The organism is Mycolicibacterium palauense (genome assembly GCF_002592005.1).
Classification (GTDB): Bacteria; Actinomycetota; Actinomycetes; order Mycobacteriales; family Mycobacteriaceae; genus Mycobacterium; species Mycobacterium palauense.
The window spans coordinates 18,881-37,067 of sequence record NZ_NVQF01000017.1 but is presented as its reverse complement, the minus strand read 5'-3'; the positions used below and the strand labels follow the sequence as shown (position 1 = coordinate 37,067).

Annotated in this window: 14 protein-coding genes; 10 read left to right on the top strand and 4 right to left on the bottom strand. The window is 71.3% G+C overall.

Going from position 1 to position 18,187, the window contains the following annotated elements; all coding sequences use genetic code 11:
• Positions 1 to 15: 15 nt before the first annotated feature.
• Both CSR00_RS09420 and CSR00_RS09415 read left to right on the top strand, forming a co-directional pair.
• On the top strand, positions 16 to 2,436 hold the full coding sequence (locus CSR00_RS09420; RefSeq protein WP_099022132.1) for a plasma-membrane proton-efflux P-type ATPase: 2,421 nt from the start codon (positions 16 to 18) through the stop codon (positions 2,434 to 2,436).
• A gap of 69 nt (positions 2,437 to 2,505) precedes the next feature.
• Positions 2,506 to 4,194 carry a GAF domain-containing sensor histidine kinase gene (locus CSR00_RS09415; protein WP_099022131.1) on the top strand — a complete coding sequence of 563 codons (1,689 nt, stop codon included), beginning with the start codon at positions 2,506 to 2,508 and terminating at the stop codon, positions 4,192 to 4,194.
• Positions 4,195 to 4,219: 25 nt separating this feature from the next.
• On the opposite strand, the gene CSR00_RS09410 is transcribed toward CSR00_RS09415, so the two are convergent.
• Positions 4,220 to 5,707: a carboxyl transferase domain-containing protein gene (locus CSR00_RS09410; RefSeq protein ID WP_099022130.1), complete on the bottom strand. Its 1,488-nt coding sequence runs from the start codon at positions 5,705 to 5,707 to the stop codon at positions 4,220 to 4,222.
• A gap of 73 nt (positions 5,708 to 5,780) precedes the next feature.
• Between CSR00_RS09410 and CSR00_RS09405 the strand changes: the two genes are divergently transcribed.
• The 7 genes from CSR00_RS09405 to CSR00_RS09375 are packed head-to-tail and all read left to right on the top strand — an operon-like array spanning position 5,781 to position 13,745.
• The gene (locus CSR00_RS09405) at positions 5,781 to 6,515 is read left to right on the top strand and encodes an enoyl-CoA hydratase (RefSeq protein ID WP_099022129.1); all 735 of its coding nucleotides are present in this window, start codon (positions 5,781 to 5,783) and stop codon (positions 6,513 to 6,515) included.
• Entirely contained in the window at positions 6,516 to 7,655 is a 1,140-nt protein-coding gene (locus CSR00_RS09400) for an MBL fold metallo-hydrolase (protein ID WP_099022128.1), read from the top strand.
• Positions 7,656 to 7,676: 21 nt separating this feature from the next.
• Positions 7,677 to 9,305 carry a serine hydrolase gene (locus CSR00_RS09395; protein WP_099022127.1) on the top strand — a complete coding sequence of 543 codons (1,629 nt, stop codon included), beginning with the start codon at positions 7,677 to 7,679 and terminating at the stop codon, positions 9,303 to 9,305.
• Positions 9,302 to 11,743 carry an HAD-IC family P-type ATPase gene (locus CSR00_RS09390; protein WP_099022126.1) on the top strand — a complete coding sequence of 814 codons (2,442 nt, stop codon included), beginning with the start codon at positions 9,302 to 9,304 and terminating at the stop codon, positions 11,741 to 11,743. Before CSR00_RS09395 ends, CSR00_RS09390 begins: the two co-directional genes overlap by 4 nt.
• Positions 11,744 to 11,777: 34 nt before the next feature.
• A complete protein-coding gene (locus CSR00_RS09385) occupies positions 11,778 to 12,035 on the top strand; it encodes an antitoxin (protein ID WP_099022125.1) in 258 nt (85 codons plus the stop codon).
• A gap of 4 nt (positions 12,036 to 12,039) precedes the next feature.
• Positions 12,040 to 12,477: a type II toxin-antitoxin system Rv0910 family toxin gene (locus CSR00_RS09380; RefSeq protein ID WP_099022124.1), complete on the top strand. Its 438-nt coding sequence runs from the start codon at positions 12,040 to 12,042 to the stop codon at positions 12,475 to 12,477.
• Positions 12,474 to 13,745 (top strand): SAM-dependent methyltransferase, encoded by a 1,272-nt coding sequence (locus CSR00_RS09375; protein ID WP_099022123.1) that lies wholly within the window; start codon positions 12,474 to 12,476, stop codon positions 13,743 to 13,745. The genes CSR00_RS09380 and CSR00_RS09375 overlap by 4 nt, the downstream gene beginning before the upstream one ends.
• 36 nt (positions 13,746 to 13,781) lie before the next feature.
• Here CSR00_RS09375 and CSR00_RS09370 read toward each other — a convergent pair whose 3' ends face one another.
• Together CSR00_RS09370 and CSR00_RS09365 are read right to left on the bottom strand one after the other, a co-directional pair.
• On the bottom strand, positions 13,782 to 15,371 hold the full coding sequence (locus CSR00_RS09370; RefSeq protein ID WP_099022122.1) for a GAF domain-containing sensor histidine kinase: 1,590 nt from the start codon (positions 15,369 to 15,371) through the stop codon (positions 13,782 to 13,784).
• A complete protein-coding gene (locus CSR00_RS09365; RefSeq protein ID WP_099022121.1) occupies positions 15,364 to 16,014 on the bottom strand; it encodes a response regulator transcription factor in 651 nt (216 codons plus the stop codon). The genes CSR00_RS09370 and CSR00_RS09365 overlap by 8 nt, the downstream gene beginning before the upstream one ends.
• Positions 16,015 to 16,074: 60 nt before the next feature.
• On the opposite strand from CSR00_RS09365, the gene CSR00_RS09360 reads away from it, so the two are divergent.
• Complete coding sequence (locus CSR00_RS09360; protein ID WP_099022120.1) at positions 16,075 to 16,464, top strand: phage holin family protein; 390 nt, start codon at positions 16,075 to 16,077, stop codon at positions 16,462 to 16,464.
• Between the two features lie 12 nt (positions 16,465 to 16,476).
• Here CSR00_RS09360 and CSR00_RS09355 read toward each other — a convergent pair whose 3' ends face one another.
• Entirely contained in the window at positions 16,477 to 18,177 is a 1,701-nt protein-coding gene (locus CSR00_RS09355) for an NAD-binding protein (RefSeq protein ID WP_099022119.1), read from the bottom strand.
• Between the last annotated feature and the right edge of the window lie 10 nt (positions 18,178 to 18,187).

Genomic DNA, 18,187 nt, shown 5'->3' with positions numbered 1-18,187 from the left:
TGGTGGACTGGACCGGTGAGTGAGCAGAGCACCGAACCCGCACTCGCCGACGTCTTCGGCCAGCTCGACAGTTCCCCGGCCGGGCTGAGCTCCGAACAGGCACGCCGGCGCCTCGACCACTACGGACCCAACGAGATCGCCGAGAAGGCCCGTAACCCCATCCTGACCTTCCTCGGCTACTTCTGGGCGCCCATCCCCTGGATGATCGAGGTCGCCCTCGTGCTGTCGCTGGTGGTACGACACTGGCCGGAGGCCATCGTCATCGGCGTGCTGCTGGCCATGAACGGTCTGGTGTCCTTCATCGAGGAACATCAGGCGGCCAACGCGATCGCCGCGCTCAAACAACGCCTCGCCGGCACCACCGCGGCGCGTCGCGACGGCGCCTGGACCGAGATCGCGGTCCGTGACCTGGTGCCCGGCGACGTGATCCGGCTGCGTCTGGGCGACGTGGTCCCCGCCGACGCCCGGCTCATCGACGACGTCACCGTCGAGGTCGACCAGTCGGCGCTGACCGGCGAATCCCTGCCGGTGGAGCGCACCCGGGGTGGGGTGATGTACTCCGGCTCGGTGATGGTGCGCGGCGAGGGCGACGCCCTGGTGTACGCGACCGCGGGCTCGTCGTACTTCGGTGCCACCGCCAAACTCGTCGAGACCGCCGGCACCATCAGCCATTTCCAGCGGGCGGTGCTGCGGATCGGGCACGCGCTGATCGTGGCCGCGCTGGTGCTGGTGACGATCACGGTGGCGGTGTCGCTGCTGCGCGGCAATGCCGCGCTGGAGACGGTCGAGTTCGCGCTGGTGGTCACCATCGCCTCCATCCCGGTGGCGCTGCCGGCGGTGCTGTCGGTGACCATGGCCGTCGGCGCCCGCAAGCTGGCGCGCAGCCACGCGGTGGTCAGCCACCTGCCGGCCATCGAGGAACTCGGCGGCATGGACGTGCTGTGCACCGACAAGACCGGCACGCTGACCCAGAACGCCCTGTCGGTCGCCGACGCCTGGACCGCACCCGGGGTCGAGCGCGAGGCCCTGATGACCGCGGCCGCGACCGCCTCGCGCGCCGAGGACCGCGACCCCATCGACACCGCGGTGCTGGCCGCCGCGCAGCCGATGGACGCCACCCCGGCCGCCTACCTGCCCTTCGATCCGGTGCACAAGCGCACCGAGGCCACCGTCGTCGACTCCACGGGCCGGCGGATCACCCTGTCCAAGGGGGCTCCGCAGGCCATCGCCGCGCTGGCCGCCGCCGATCCGGAGGCCGCCGACGTCGACGGGGTCGCCCAACGCTATGCCCAGCGCGGGCAACGGGCCCTGGCCGTCGCCCGCGACGACGGCTCGGGCTGGCGGGTGCTCGGTGTGCTGGCCCTGGCCGATCCGCCCCGCGCGGACTCCGCCGAGACCGTCGCGGCGGCCAAGCAGCTCGGGGTGGACGTCAAGATGGTCACCGGGGACCAGGTCGCCATCGGCCGCCAGATCGGCCGGGAGGTGGGCATCGGCGACCGGATCATGGCCGCCGACGAGCTGGGCGCCGACGGGGAGAAGGCGACACCGGCACTGATCGAGAGCGCCGACGGGTTCGCGCAGGTGTTCCCCGAGCACAAGTACGCCATCGTGAAGGCCCTGCAGTCCGAACACCACATCGTCGGGATGACCGGAGACGGGGTCAACGACGCGCCGGCGCTCAAGCAGGCCGATGCCGGCATCGCCGTGGCCGGGGCCACCGACGCCGCCCGCGCCGCCGCCGACGTCGTGCTGCTGGCGCCCGGGCTGTCGGTGATCGTCGAGGCGATCCGGCAGGCGCGCGAGATCTTCGAGCGGATGACCAGTTACGCCACCTACCGGATCACCGAGACCATCCGGGTGCTGCTGCTGATCACCATCTCGATCGTGGCGCTGAACTTCTTTCCCGTCACGGCCATCATGATCGTGCTGCTCGCGGTGCTCAACGACGGGGCGATCCTGGCGATCGCCTACGACCGGGTGCGGGGCGCGCCGGCGCCGGTGTCCTGGGACATGCGCCGGGTGCTGGTGGTGGCCTGCGTCCTGGGCACCCTCGGGGTGGCCGAGACACTGGGCCTGTTGTTCCTGGCCCGCGACGGCCTGCACCTCGACGAGGACGCGCTGCGCACCCTGATCTACCTCAAGCTGTCGGTGTCGGGTCATCTCACCGTGTTCGTCACCCGCACACCGAAACCGTTCTGGACGCCGCCGGCGCCCTCGCCGGTCCTGCTGGGGGCGGTGATCGGCACCCAGGCCCTGGCGACCACGATCGCCGTCTTCGGGCTGTTGATCACCCCGATCGGATGGGCGCTGGCCGCGCTGGTGTGGGGCTATTCGCTGTTCTGGTTCCTGGTCGAGGACCGCGCCAAACTGATCACCCTGCACTTCTTCGGCACGCCGGCCGCGTCCCGTGCCACGGCGAACCATGCGCACTCTTAGGACATTTTCAGGCGCGAGTGGAATTATGAGCCGGTGACTTCCGGAACGGGGCCGGGGGGCCCTGGCGGCATGCACCACCCACTTCGTGACACGTTGTCCCAGCTGCGCCTGCGTGAGCTGCTCAACGAGGTCCAGGATCGGATGGCCCAGATCATCAGCAGCCGGGACCGCCTCGACGGCCTGGTTGAGGCGATGCTCACGGTGACCTCGGGGCTGGAGCTCGACGTCACCCTGCGCACCATCGTGCGCACGGCGATCGGGCTCGTCGACGCCCGCTACGGCGCGCTGGGGGTGCGCGGCCAGGACCACGGCCTCGCCGACTTCATCTTCGAAGGCGTCGACGAGGACACCCGGCAGCGCATCGGGCACCTGCCCGGCGGACGCGGGGTCCTCGGGGTGTTGATCGACGACCCCAAGCCGATCCGCCTCGACGACATCGCGCACCACCCCGACTCCGTCGGACTTCCACCGCATCATCCGCCGATGCGCACCTTTCTGGGGGTGCCGGTGCGCATCCGCGACGAGGTCTTCGGAAACCTCTATCTCACCGAGAAGGCCGACGGCCAGCCGTTCACCGAGGACGACGAGGTGCTCGTCGAGGCGCTGGCCGCCGCCGCCGGGATCGCCATCGACAACGCCCGGCTCTACGAGCAGTCCCAGACCCGCCTGTCCTGGATCGAGGCCACCCGCGACATCACCGCCGAGATGCTCTCGGGCACCGAGCCGGCCGCCGTCTTCCGCCTCGTCGCCTCCGAGGCGCTCAAGCTCACCGGGACGACCGCAGCGCTGGTGGCCCTGCCCCTCGACGACGAGCCGGCGCCCGCCGACGTCGGCGATCTGGTCGTCACCGAGGTGGCCGGCGAGACCCCGCCGCACCTGCACCACGCGTCGATACCCACGCGCACGACCGCGATCGGCCGGGCCTACCGCGACCGTGCGGCGCTTCGGGTGGACGTCCTCGATGTCGCCGGCGACGGCCGCGACGAGTTCGGGCCCGCGCTGCTGCTGCCGCTGCGGGCCATCGACACCGTGGCCGGCGTGCTGATCGCCGCGCGGCCGGTCGGTGCGCCACCGTTCGACGACGAACAACTGCAGACCATGGCCGCCTTCGCCGACCAGGCCGCGCTGGCCTGGCAGCTGGCCATCTCCCAACGCCAGATGCGCGAGATCGACGTCCTGACCGACCGGGAGCGAATTGCCCGGGACCTGCACGACCACGTCATCCAACGGCTGTTCGCCATCGGTCTCGGGATGCAGGGTGCCATTCCCCGGGTGCGCTCCGCCGAGACGCAGAAGCGGTTCTCCGACTACGTCGACGATCTGCAGACCGTGATCCAGGAGATCCGGACCGCCATCTTCCACCTGCAGGGCCAGGCATCGGGCTCCACCCGGCTGCGGCAACGGTTGGAGGAGGCGATCGCGCAGTTCTCCGGCCCGGGCCTGCGCAGCATCGTGCAGTTCGTCGGCCCGCTGTCGGTGGTCGACGCGACCCTGGCCGGTCACGCGGAGGCCGTGCTCCGGGAGGCGGTCAGCAACGCCGCACGCCACGCCGCGGCCACCACGCTGACGGTCACCGTCACCGTCAAGGACGAACTGACCATCGACGTCGTCGACAACGGGGTGGGCATCCCGGACAGCGTCACCAGCAGTGGTCTGGCCAACCTGCGCCAACGCGCCGACGAGGTCGGCGGCGCGTTCGCGATCGAGCGACCCGCGACCGGGGGAACCGCGCTGCGGTGGTCGGCGCCCCTCACCTGACGCCGGTCCTGAAGCCGGGTGTCGGTCAGCCGCCCAGGCCCGCCAGCCCCAGCCGGCGGTAGCGCCGCAGCCGTGCGGCCATCCGCGCCGATCGCGGTTGGTCGCGCAGCGCGGCGACCTCGGTGGCCACCGCCACGGCCACCCGTTCACAGAATGCGACCGGTTCCTCGGCGGCATCGGGATGTTCGGGCACGATCCGGTCGACGATGCCGTGGCGCAGCAGATCCGCCGAGCGCACGCCCTGGGCGGCGGCGAGCTCGGGGGCGTGATCGGTGTCGCGGAACACGATCGCGCTGGCGCCCTCCGGCGGCAGCGGGGCCAGCCAGCCGTGCAGGGCGGCCAGCACCCGGTCGGCCGGCACCATCGCCAGCGCCGGCCCGCCGCTGCCCTGCCCGAGCAGCACCGACACCGTCGGGGTGTCCAGGGTGACCAGCTCCGACAGGCACCGGGCGATCTCCCCGGCCAGTCCGCCCTCCTCGGCCTGCTCCGACAGGGCGGGCCCGGCGGTGTCGATCACCAGCACCAGCGGCAACCGCAGCCCGGCGGCCAGCGCCATGCCCCGGCGCGCCTCCCGCAGCGCGGCCGGGCCGATCAGGCCGCCCACCGTGCGCTGCTGGCCCAGCACCACCGCGGGCTGACCGCAGAACAACCCCAGTGCCAGCACCGTGGCGGAGGACTGCTCGCCCTGCCCGGTACCCGACAACAGCACCGCCTGCGTGCAGCCGTGCCGCAGCAGCTGGGCGACCCCCGGGCGGTCGGCGCGGCGGGAGGCCTCCACCGACTGCCAGGCCGGCACGTCCGGAACGGGTTCGTGCGGTGGCGCGGCGGGCGCCGGCGCGGGGTCGTCGGACACCACCTGCAGGGCCCGGTCCAGGGCGCCGCGCAGTCCCGCCAGCGGCACCACGGCGTCGATCACGCCGTGGTGCTGCAGGTTCTCGGCGGTCTGCACCCCGGACGGGAAGGGCTCACCGTAGAGCTTCTCGTAGACCCGCGGCCCGAGGAAGCCGACGAGTGCCCCCGGCTCGGCGACGGTGATGTGGCCGAGCGACCCCCAGGACGCGAACACCCCGCCGGTGGTGGGGTGGCGCAGGTACACCAGGTAGGGCAGGTGTGCCTCCTTGTGCAGGGTCACCGCCGCGGCGATCTTGACCATCTGCAGGAACGCCACCGTGCCCTCCTGCATGCGGGTGCCACCCGAACTCGGCGAGGCCAGCAGCGGCAGGCGCAGCTCGGTCGCCCGCTCGACGGCCGCGGTGATCCGCTCGGCCGCGGCCACCCCGATCGAGCCGGCCAGGAAGTCGAACTCCCCGGCCACCACGGCCACCCGCCGCCCGAACACGGTGCCCTCGCCGGTGAGCACCGCCTCGTCCAGGCCGGTGGCCGCCCGTGCCGCCGCCAGCTCGGCGGCGTAGCGGGCGGTGGTGGCCACCTCCAGCGGCGTGGTGTCCCAGCTGCGGAACGATCCCGGGTCCAACACGGCGTCGCGGAGGTCCATCGCGCTGATCCGACTCACGGTTCTCGAGGCTATCGGGGCCGGTGGTGCACGCCCAGCAGGGCCGCGGGCGAGCCGAGATAGGCTCGTCGCCATGATCGGTCTCACCCGTGACGGCAATGTCCTGACCATCGAGATGCAGCGGCCCGAACGGCGCAACGCACTGAACAGCGAACTCGTCGACGGCCTCCGGGAGACCATCGAGCACGCGGTCGACGAGGACGTCCGGGCGATCGTGCTGACCGGGCAGGGCACCGTGTTCTGTGCCGGGGCCGACCTGTCCGGGGACGTGTTCGCCGCCGACTTCCCGGACAAGGCGCTGGCGCTGAACCTGGCGATCGACAGGGTTGCGGTGCCGGTGATCGGTGCCATCAACGGCCCGGCCATCGGCGCCGGGGTGCAGTTGGCCATGATCTGCGACCTGCGGGTGGTGGCGCCGGAGGCCTACTTCCAGTTCCCGATCGCCAGATACGGCTTGGCTCTTGATAACTGGAGCGTGCGTCGGCTGGCGTCGCTGGCCGGATACGGGCGGGCGCGCGGGATGCTGCTGGCCGCGGAGAAGCTGACCGCCGAGGTCGCCCTGCAGACCGGGATGGCCAACCGGCTCGGGGCCGTGGCCGACGCGCAGGCCTGGGCCGCCGAGATCGCCGGGCTGGCCCCGCTGTCGCTGCAGCACTCCAAACGCGTGCTCAACGACGACGGGGCCTACCAGCAGGACTGGCCCGCCCTGCACAAGGAGATGTTCGACCGGGCCTGGGGCAGTCAGGATGTCATCGAGGCCCAGGTCGCACGGATCGAGAAGCGCACCCCCAACTTCCGGGGCGCCTAGGTGCTTCGGCGGGCGCTGCGGTTCACCGCCGGCACGGCCACCCTGGCCGCCGGTGGCTGGGTGTTGCGGGCGGTGCACGGTGCGCCGGCCGCGCTGGGCGCGGGCCCCGCACAGATCGCCCGGGTGGTAGCGCGGGCCGGGGGTTCGGCCAACTACGGGGAGGGGGCGTTCGCCAACGCCGAGCCCGCCTCGGCGATCAGCCTCACCCGCGAGGAACAGTGGAAACTGGTCCACCAGATGTTTCGCGGCAGCACCGCGCAGCACCCGCCGGCCGCGGTGCCCCTGGTCACCCCGGCCACCGGGGAACGGGCCGGCGAGCTGGCGGTCACCTGGTACGGCCACTCGTCGGCCGTCATCGAGATCGACGGCTACCGCGTGCTGGCCGACCCGGTGTGGAGTGAACGGTGCTCCCCGTCGCGCACCGTGGGCCCGCAGCGGCTGCACCCGGTGCCCGCCCCGCTGGCGGCGCTGCCCGCCGTCGACGCGATCGTCATCAGCCACGACCACTACGACCACCTCGACATCGAGACCGTCGCCGCCCTGGCCGGCACCCAGCGCGCGGTGTTCTTCGTGCCGCTCGGTGTCGGCGCGCACCTGCGCCAGTGGGGCATCCCCGACGAGCGGATCGTGGAATTGGACTGGGGCGGCAGCGGCCGGGTGGGGGAGCTGACCGTGACGTGCACCCCCGCCCGGCACTTCTCGGGACGGTTCCTGACCCGCAACACCACCCTGTGGTCGTCGTGGTCGCTGGCCGGTCCGCGGCACCGCGCGTTCTTCGGCGGCGACACCGGATACACCCGCTCCTTCGCCGAGATCGGAGCCGAGCACGGTCCGTTCGACCTGACGCTGATGCCGGTCGGTGCCTACCACCACGGCTGGCCGGATATCCACATGACCCCCGAGGAGGCGGTGCGCGCTCACCGCGACGTCACCGACCCCGGCGCCGGCCTGTTCGTCCCGATCCACTGGGGAACCTTCCGGCTGGCCCCGCACCCCTGGTCCGAGCCGGTGGAACGCATGCTGAGCGCCGCGGCCGAGGCGGGAATCGGGGCGGCGGTGCCCCGGCCGGGTCAACGGGTCGAGCCTGCGGCGCCGGGCACGCGCGCCGACCCGGCGTTAGACCCGTGGTGGCGCGGATAACCCGCTACCGTTTCGGCTGTGATGAGTGTGCTGGCCAGAGTCGTCGCCGCGGCGACCGTGATCCCGTTGACGCTGCTGGCCGCCGGCTGCGACTCGGCCGTCGGGCCGACGGACCAGCCGCCGGGGTTGGCCGTCACCCCGGCGCCGGAGCTGGCGCCGGCCGGCGACGGGACGCCGCCGCCGTTGGTGCCGGCGCTGGCCCTGCCCGACGACGCCGTCGGCGAGGCGGTGGCCCGTCTGGACGGGCTGGCCGAGGAACTGATGAAGTCCTCCGGCGTGCCGGGACTGGCCGTCGCGGTGGTACACGGTGGGAAGACCGTCTATGCCAAGGGCTTCGGCGTCAAGGACGTGCGCAGGGGAGACGACCCGGACAACCGGGTCGACCCCGACACCGTCTTCCAGCTGGCCTCGCTGAGCAAGCCGATCGGCGCCACGGTGGTGGCCCAACAGGTCGGCGAGAAGCGGATCGGCTGGGACACCCCGATCGTCGGCGAGCTGCCCTGGTTCGCCCTGTCCGATCCCGCCGCCACCCGGATGGTCACCGTCGGCGACATGTACGCCCATCGATCCGGTCTGCCCGACCATGCCGGGGACAAACTGGAGGACCTCGGCTACGACCGGCGCACCATCCTGGAGCGGCTGGGCCAGGAGCCGCTGGACCCGTTCCGGATCTCCTACGCCTACACCAACTTCGGAGTGACCGCCGCGGCCGAGGCGGTGGCCTCCGGTGCCGGGGAGAGCTGGGAGGAGCTGAGCCGCCGGGTGCTCTACGAGCCGCTGGGCATGTCCTCGACCAGCTCGGAGTTCGCCGACTACGCCGACCGCGCCGACCGCGCCGTCGGCCACCTGCGCACCGGCGGACACTACGAGCCCGCCGAGGTCCGCGACCCCGACCCGCAGGCACCGGCCGGCGGTGTCAGTTCCACCGTCAACGACCTGACCCACTGGCTGTCCATGCTGCTCGCCGACGGCAAGTACCGGGGGCGACAGGTCGTCGACACCGCGGCGCTGCTGCCCGCGCTGACTCCCCAGATCGTCTCCAGCCCGCCCGACGAGCCCGCGGCACGATCGGGTTTCTACGGCTACGGCTTCAACGTCGGCACCACCTCGGGTGCCCGGGTTCAGCTGAGCCATTCGGGGGCCTTCCTGCTCGGCGCGGGCAGCAACTTCGTCGCCATTCCGTCGGCCGACGTGGCGATCGTCGCGCTGACCAACGCGACCCCCTCCGGGGTGCCCGAGGCGCTGACCGCCGAGTTCGCCGACCTCGTGCAGTTCGGCGAGATCCGCGAGGACTGGCCCACCCTCTACGGCGACGCCTTCGCCGCCATGGACCGGCCCGTGGGCTCACTGGTCGGCAAGAACCCCCCGGCCGACCCGGCCCCGGCCGCCCCGGCCGCCTCCTACGTCGGGACCTATGCCAACGAGTACTGGGGCCCGGCCACCGTCACCGAGCGCGGCGGCGAACTGGGCCTGTCGCTGGGCCCACGCGGCGAGGTCTGGCCCCTGACACACTGGGACGGCGACGTGTTCACCTTCGGTTTCGTCTCGGAGAACTCTCCGCCGGGCAGCATCTCCACCGCCACCTTCGACGGTGACCGCCTGACCCTGGAGTACTTCGACGACAACGGCAAGGGAACCTTCACCCGATGACGACCTCACTGGCGGCCGGCCTCTCCGAGGCCGAGGTGGCCCGGCGGATCGCCGACGGCAACACCAACGACGTTCCGACCCGCGCCGCGCGCACCGTCTCCGAGATCGTGCGGGCCAATGTGCTCACCCGCATCAACGCCATCCTCGGTGTGCTGTTTCTCATCGTGTTGGCCACCGGGTCGCTGATCAACGGACTGTTCGGGCTGTTGATCGTCGCCAACAGCGGGGTCGGGATCATCCAGGAGATCCGCGCCAAACGGACCCTGGACAAGCTGGCGATCGTCGGGCAGGCCCGCCCGATGGTGCGCCGGCTGACCGCGTCGGGGTCGGTGACCCAGCCGCTGCTGCCCAACGAGGTGGTGCTCGACGACATCATCGAGCTGGGTCCCGGTGACCAGGTGGTCGTCGACGGCGAGATCGTTGAGGACGCCAATCTCGAGGTCGACGAATCGCTGCTCACCGGCGAGGCCGACGCCATCGCCAAGGTGGTCGGCGACCCGGTCATGTCGGGCAGCTTCGTGGTCGCGGGCACCGGGGCCTACCGGGCCACGAAGGTGGGGCGGGAGGCCTACGCGGCCCGGCTGGCCGAGGAGGCCAGCAAGTTCACCCTGGTGAAGTCCGAACTGCGCAGCGGCATCAACCAGATCCTGCGGTTCATCACCTACCTGCTGTGGCCGGCGGGCATCCTGACCATCTACACCCAGCTGTTCACCACCAACGTCGGGTGGCGGGAATCGGTGCTGCGCATGGTCGGCGCGCTGGTACCGATGGTGCCCGAGGGCCTGGTGCTGATGACCTCGATCGCCTTCGCGGTCGGCGTGGTGCGGTTGGGCCGACGCCAGTGCCTGGTCAACGAGCTGCCCGCCATCGAGGGCCTGGCCCGCGTGGACGTGGTCTGCGCCGACAAGACCGGCACCCTCACCGAGAACGGCATGCGGGTCTCGGACGTGACCGGACTCCATCCGGAACCGTCCTCCGGCCCGGCCGGCTCGACCACCGCCGGGGGCGCCGCGTCGGCGGCGCGGGCGCTGGCCGCGCTCGCCGCCGACGACGCCCGGCCCAACGCCAGCATGCAGGCCATCGGCGAGGCCTACCCGGACGCGCCGGGTTGGCGGGCCACCGCGCTGGCGCCGTTCAAGTCGGCCACCAAGTGGAGCGGGGCCACCTACGCCGACCACGGCAACTGGGTCATCGGCGCTCCCGACGTGCTGTTGGACCCGGCCTCGGCGGCGGCCGAGGAGGCCGAGCGGATCGGCGCGCGGGGGTTGCGGGTGCTGCTGCTGGGCGCCTCGGACCGTCCCGTGGACGCCGCCGACGCGCCGGGCCGGGTGACACCGGTCGCACTGGTGGTGCTGGAGCAGAGGGTTCGCCCCGACGCCCGCGACACCCTGGACTACTTCGCCGACCAGCACGTCGCCGTCAAGGTGATCTCCGGGGACAACGCCGTGTCGGTGGGGGCGGTGGCCGGGTCCCTGGGTCTCGGCGGCGAGGCCATGGACGCACGCCACCTGCCGACCGAGACCGAAGAGCTGGCCGACACCCTGGAGCACTACACGACCTTCGGTCGGGTCCGCCCCGACCAGAAGCGCTCCATGGTGCACGCCCTGCAGTCACGCGGGCACACCGTGGCCATGACCGGCGACGGGGTCAACGACGTGCTGGCGCTCAAGGACGCCGACATCGGGGTGGCCATGGGCTCGGGCAGCCAGGCCTCGCGCGCCGTCGCCCAGATCGTGTTGCTGGACAACAAGTTCGCCACCCTGCCGTTCGTGGTGGGGGAGGGGCGCCGGGTGATCGGCAACATCGAGCGGGTGTCCAACCTGTTTCTCACCAAGACCGTCTACTCGGTGCTGCTGGCCCTGCTGGTGGGCATCGTGGGCCTGGGCTCGAAGATCTTCCACTACGACCCGCTGCTGTTTCCGTTCCAGCCGATCCACGTGACCATCGCCGCGTGGTTCACCATCGGCATTCCGGCCTTCATCCTGTCGCTGGCCCCCAACAACGAGCGTGCGCACCCCGGCTTCGTGCGGCGGGTGATGACCGCCGCCCTGCCGACGGGCCTGGTGGTCGGGCTGTCGACCTTCGTCTCCTATCTCGTGGCCTACCGGGGCCACGACGCACCGCCGCAGGAACAGATGCAGGCCTCGACCGCGGCGCTGATCACCCTGCTGGTCGCCGCGGTGTGGGTGCTGTCGTGCGTGGCCCGGCCCTACGAGTGGTGGCGGGTGGCCCTGGTGGTGGCCGCCGGGCTGGCCTACGTGGTCATCTTCTCGATACCGCTGGCCCGGGAGAAGTTCATGCTCGACCCCTCGGATGTGACCGTGACGACGACCGCACTGGCGATCGGCCTGGTCGGTGCCGCGCTGGTGGAGGCGCTGTGGTGGGTCCAGGGCCGGATCCTGGGCGAACAGCGCAGGTTGTGGCGCACGGCGGTTTGATTCGGGTCCGCCTCGGCGGGAACAATAGACAGTCATGGGATTCCTCGACAACGCCTTCAACAAGGGCAAGGACCTGCTCGCGAAGAACTCCGACAAGGTCGACCAGGCGATCGACAAGGCCGGCGACATGGTCGACCGGAAGACGCAGGGCAAGTACGCCGACACCGTCGACAAGGTGCAGGAGGCGGCCAAGAACGCCATCTCCGATCAGACCGGCACCGATCAGACCGGCACCGAGCAGACCGGCACCGATCAGCCCGGCGCCGGCGGCCAGGACAAACCCCAGAGCTGACGCCATGGCCAAGCTTTCCGTCTCCGTCGACGTCCCCCTGCCGCCCGAGCAGGCCTGGGAGTGCGCCTCCGATCTGTCCCGCTACCGGGAGTGGTTGTCCATCCACCGCGTCTGGCGCAGCCCGCTGCCCGACACCCTGGAGAAGGGCACCAGGATCGACTCGATCGTCGAGGTCAAGGGCATGCTCAACCGGGTGAGCTGGACGATCGTGCATTTCAAGCCGCCGGAGGCGATGACGCTCAACGGGGACGGCCGCGGCGGGGTCAAGGTCAAGTTGATCGGCAAGGTCAAACCCGCCGACGAGGGCTCCACGGTGATCTTCGACGTACACCTCGGCGGTCCGGCGCTGTTCGGGCCGATCGGCATGGTGGTCGCCGGAGCCCTCAGGAGCGACATCCGCGAATCGCTGGAGCGGTTCAAGTCGGTCTTCGCGCCCGCGTGACCAGCGCCGCACGCCTTGCCGACCTGCTCCGCGAGGTCACGGGCGGACCGTTGCCGGTGCGGGTGCGCACCTGGGACGGCACCGAGGCGGGGCCCCGCGACGCCCCCGTCGTGGTGATCCGCAACCGCCGGGCGTTGCGCCGCCTGCTTTGGGAACCGGGCGAGCTGGGTCTGGCCCGCGCCTACGTCAGCGGCGATATCGAGGTCGACGGCGATCTGGCCGACGGCTTCCGCCGGGCCTGGCAGGCCGCCCGCACCCGCACCCATACCCGGGTGCGGCCCTCGGTGGCTGCGCGGGCCCGGATGGCGGTCGCCGCGCTGCGCCTGGGTGCCCTGGGCGCGCCACCGCCGGCGCCGGTCGCCGAGGCCCGGCTGTCGGGCCGCCGGCACACCCGCACGCGGGACCGCGCCGCCATCGCCCACCACTACGACCTGTCCAACGCCTTCTACGAACTGCTGCTCGACGAGCACATGGCCTACTCGTGCGGCTACTTCCAGACCCCCGACCAGCCCCTGCACGAGGCGCAGACCGCCAAACTGGACCTGATCTGCACCAAGCTCGGCCTGAAGCCGGGTATGCGGCTGCTCGACGTGGGCTGCGGTTGGGGCTCGCTGCTGCTGCACGCCGCCGAGCACTACGGGGTGCACGCCACCGGCATCACGCTCTCGAGCGAGCAGCGGGACTTCATCGCCATCCGGGTCACCGAACGCGGTCTCGGCGACTCCGTCGAGGTCCGGCTGCAGGATTACCGGGATTTCGGTCAAACTCCGGAGGCCGCAGGTGGTTTCGACGCCGTCGCGTCGATCGAGATGGGCGAGCACGTCGGCGAGGCGCAGTACCCGGCCTACGCGCAGATCATGCATCGGGCGCTGAAACCGTCCGGTCGGCTCCTGCTGCAACAGATGTCGCGGCGCGCCGACGCCGCCCCGGGCGGTGGGGCGTTCATCGAGCGCTACATCGCCCCGGACATGCACATGCGCCCACTCTGGCAGTCGGTGCGCTACCTGCAGGACGCCGATTTCGAGGTGCTCGGGGTGGAGGCGATGCGAGAACACTACGTGCGCACCGTCGACCGCTGGCTCGACACCTTCGATACCCACTACGACCAATTCGTCGCGCTGCAGGGCGAGGAGACCGCCCGGGTGTGGCGGCTCTACCTGGTCGGCGGGCGACTGGCCTTCGAGGAGGGCCGCATGGGGGTCGACCAGATCCTGGCCACCGCGCCCAAACCCCAACTGGTGACACAGACTGCCCGGATCGAGAGCTGAACACGCAACGCTGCCTGCCGTCGGTGGTCGGGACGTTCAGGGCAGCGGCACCCGCCACATCACCCGGGCGCCGCCCTCGGGGTCGTTGCCCATATCCATGTACCCGCCGCACTCGTCGGCGCGCCGGGCCAGGTTGTCCAGCCCGCTGGGGGTGATCCCGGCGGGGATCCCGGTGCCGTCGTCACTGACGGTGACCGTCAGATTGTCGTCGACGGCCACGCTGACGCTGACGGCCGTGGCGCCGGCGTGGCGGACCACGTTGCTGACCGCCTCGCGCACCACCGCCTCGGCGTGGTCGGCCAGGGTGGCGTCCACCACCGACAGCGGTCCGCTGACGTGCAGCACCGCGCGCACCGGGGAGTGCGCGGTCATCTGATCGACGGCCTGCTCGAGGCGCTGCCGCAGCCGGGTCACGCTGCCGCCATGCAGATCGAAGATGGCGGTGCGGATCTCCGACACCACGTCCTGCAATTCGTCGAGCGCCCGTGAGATCCGCTGGCGGGTGCCCGCGGCGTCCTCGGTGCGCGCGCTCTGCAGCGACAGCCCGATGGCGAACAACCGCTGGATCACGTGGTCGTGCAGGTCGCGGGCGATGCGGTCGCGGTCGGAGAGGATGTCCAGTTCCCGCATCCGCCGCTGCGCGGAGGCCAGCTGCAGCGCCAGGCCCGCCTGGTCGGCGAACCCCACCATCCGGTCCAGCTGTTCGTCGGTGCAGGCTCCCTCGGAGCCCGCCAGGCACACCAGCACCCCCGAGACCGACCCGGAGTCGCGCAGCGGCAGCACCAGCGCGGGCGTTCGTTCGTCGCTCAACTCGGCGAATTCCTTGACCCGCTGTGGAATTCCGGTGCGGAACACCTCGCCCAGGACGGTGCCGTCGACGGCCACCTCGGTCCCCACGGCGGCCTCGTCGGTGGAGGCCGTCACCACCAGTTCCCCGGCGCCCTCGGCGGGAACCAACAGCGCGCACAACGCCCCGCGGGTCAGGCGGGCGGCCTTGTCCACGATCTGGCCGTGCACCTCCACCGGATCGTCGCCGGCGAGCAGATTGGTGGTGATCTCGCGGGTCGCCTCGATCCAGTCCTGCCGGCTGCGTGCGGCCTCGTAGAGCCGGGCGTTGGCGATGGCGATGCCCGCCGCACCGGCCAGCGCCAGCACCAGCACCTCGTCCTCTTCGCTGAACGCCGCGCCGCCGGCCTTCTCGGTCAGGTACAGGTTGCCGAACACCGTGTCGCGGATCCGGATCGGCACGCCCAGGAAGGTGCGCATCGGGGGGTGGTTCTCGGGGAACCCGACCGAGGCCGGGTGCTGCGAAAGGTCTTCGAGGCGAACGGGATGCGGGGTGTCGAACAGCAGACCGAGGATGCCGTGCCCGGTGGGCAGCGGCCCGATCCGGGCCCGGGTCTCGTCGTCGATGCCCTGGTAGACGAAACGCTCCAGCGTCACGCCGGTTTCGCGGTCGCGCACCCCCAGCGCCCCGTACCGTGCGTCGACGAGCCGCATCGCGGTGTGCACCAGCGTCTGCAGCGTGCGTTCCAGGTCCAGCCCGCTGGTGACGGCCAGCATGGCGTCGACCAGGCCGTCACGGATGTGGACCTGGCGGGATTCGGACGACGTCCGGTCAGTCATCGCGCTTCTGTCGGAGTTCGGCCGCCAGCAGCGCGGCCTGGGTGCGTCGGTGCAGGCCCAGTTTCGCCAGCAGTCGCGACACGTAGTTCTTCACCGTTTTCTCGGCGAGGAACATCCGCTCGCCGATCTCCCGGTTGGTCAGGCCCTCGCCGAGCAGTTCCAGCAGGGTCCGCTCGGTCGGGGACAGATCGCGCAGCCGAACGTCCTCGGTCTCCTCGTCGGTGTCCTTGCGCAGCTTGGACATCAGTGCCGCGGCCGCCCGGTTGTCCAGCAGCGACTTGCCCGCACCGACCTCCTTGATCGCCTGGGCCAGTTCCATGCCGCGGATGTCCTTGACCACATAGCCGCTGGCCCCGGCCAGGATCGCGTCGAGCATCGACTGCTCGTCGGTGAAGGAGGTCAGGATCAGGCAGCGTAATGCGTCGTTGGTGGCCAACAGGTCACGGCACAGGTCGATGCCGTTGCCGTCGGGCAGGCGCACGTCGAGCACCGCCACATCGGGGCGCGCCGCCGGGATCCGGGCCTTGGCTTCGGCGACGGTGCCGGCCTCACCGACGACCGTCAGCTCCGGATCGCCGCCGAGCAGGTCAACCAGCCCGCGCCGCACCACTTCGTGGTCGTCCACCAGGAACACAGAAATCACGTACCCAGACTAGTGCGGTATTACTCCCGATCCGGGGACGAGGGACGTTAGGCTTCTGCCGTGGTCCGATTCCTGCTGAGTACCGCGGTGTTCCTGGGTTCGTCGGCGCTTGGGCTGCTGGCCGCGGCCCTGCTGGTGCCGGGGGTGTCGGTCTCGGTGACGGGGTTCGTCTTCGTCGTCGTCGTGTTCGCCCTCGCCCAGGCCCTGCTCTCCCCGCTGTTCGCCCGGATGGCGGACCGGTACGCCTCGGCCCTGCTGGGCGGCATCGGTGTGGTCTCGACGCTGGTCGCGTTGATCCTGGCCTCGGTGCTCACCGAGGGCCTGACCATCACCGGGATCGGGTCGTGGATCGCGGCGACGGTGGTGGTGTGGCTGGTCACCGCACTGGCGACGGTGCTGCTGCCGCTGGTGGTCTTCGACCGGAACGAGAAGAAGCCCGACTCGGCGTGACCGCCGGAACGGCTAGGCGCGGCGTCCCGGAGCCGGCAGGCGCTGCCCCTTGCGCAGTGTCTCCAGCAGCTCCCGGTACGGGCCGACCAGATAGGCGGTATCGCCCGCCGACATCGTGGTGGCGCGGCGCGGATGTAGCACCTTCTCGCCGTCGGCGCCGCTGAGCGCGACCACCCGGACCCGGGTGTCCAGGTCGGCCATCCTCAGCCCGTCGAGTTCGCTGCCGGGCTCGACGCGGACGCCGCCGAGCATGAACGACCGCTGCCCGACCGAAAAGGTGCCGAACACCTGCAGGCCCATCGCCGCGCCGATGAACCACGGTGCGGCCAGTTCCACGGTGGAGCGGACGTTGGCGAAACCGAACCGTTGCGCCACCGCCGAGCCCAGCGCCCGGTCGTAGATGCGCAGCACCACCGGAACCCCGGGGCACTCCGGTGTGCCCATCCAGCGCTCGCCGAGGACCTCGCGCAGCACGATCCCCGTTTCGATGTTGACCATGTCGTCCTGGGTCAGCACCGCCACCGCCGCGGCCTTGTCGACCCGGGCGTCGTCGAGGGTCTGGCGCAGCGTGGCGTCACCCACGATCACCGGGATGCCCAACTCGGCCGCCGAGGACAGGAACCGGTTGTCACCGTCGCGTTCGACGGCCACCACGTCATAGCCGGCGGCCTTGAGATCGCCGACCACCCGGATACCGAAGGTCCCCAGTCCGACGACGATGATGTGGCCCGACAGATACCGCACCTGCCGGCGCGCCCGGGACTCCGCGAGGCGGCGGGACAACAGCAGGTCGGCGATGAACGCCACCAGAATCGCCGTGGTGGTGACGCCGGCGAACATCAGGCCGATGGAGAACAGCCGCAACCAGGTCGGCTGATCGACGAAGCTGAAGTCGCCGTAGCCCACCGTCGCGATGGTCTCGGTGGAGAAGTACAGCGAGTCAACGAAACTCATGCCCGGTTTGACGTAGGTGAAGCGCAGCAGCACCGTCGCGAACAGCAACAGCGAGGCCGAGACCGCCATCGCCTTGAAGAAGTTCGGGTTGAGGTCGTCGCGCAGGGCCCGCACCATGTTGACCGCACGGGCCGGGACCGGGCGACGCGAACTGGGCGCCCGGGTGGGTGCGCTGACGGCGATACCGTGGTCGGCGAGTTGGTTCGCCGTGCCGATCACCGCGGTCCAGTCGCCCCGCCGGACCTGCAGGTCCCGTCCCGGACAGGCGATCACCTCGCCCGGTACGGGCGAGTCCTGGCCGTGCACGACGGCCACCGGGGCGAGGTCGCCGTAGACGTCGCGCAGCGTGCCGTCCCGGGGCGTGTCGGTCCCGGAGACCACGAAGTCGACCCCGGCGGCCGAGATGGTGTGGGTGGTGCGCGAGAGCAGCGCCTCCACGACCAGCGGGGCCGCCAGGTCGGCGACGTCGAGGACTGCGCCCGGACCGTTGCCCACCGCCACCGCCTCGCGCAGCACACTGTTGGCCACCCGGGCGACCACCCGCACGTCCGCACTGAGCTGTCGTGCCAGCAGAGCGATTTCGAGGTTCACCGCGTCGTCGGGACCGGCGCAGATGATGGCGATGGCGGTATCGATCTCGGCGCCGGCCAGCTCGGCGGGCTCGTTCAGCCGCACCACCGGGGTGCCGGTGCCGGCGAGTTCCTCGGCGATGCGCACGGCCAGGCCATCGTCGCCGCAAACGATGGTGTGTCCCTGCATTCTGAGGAGG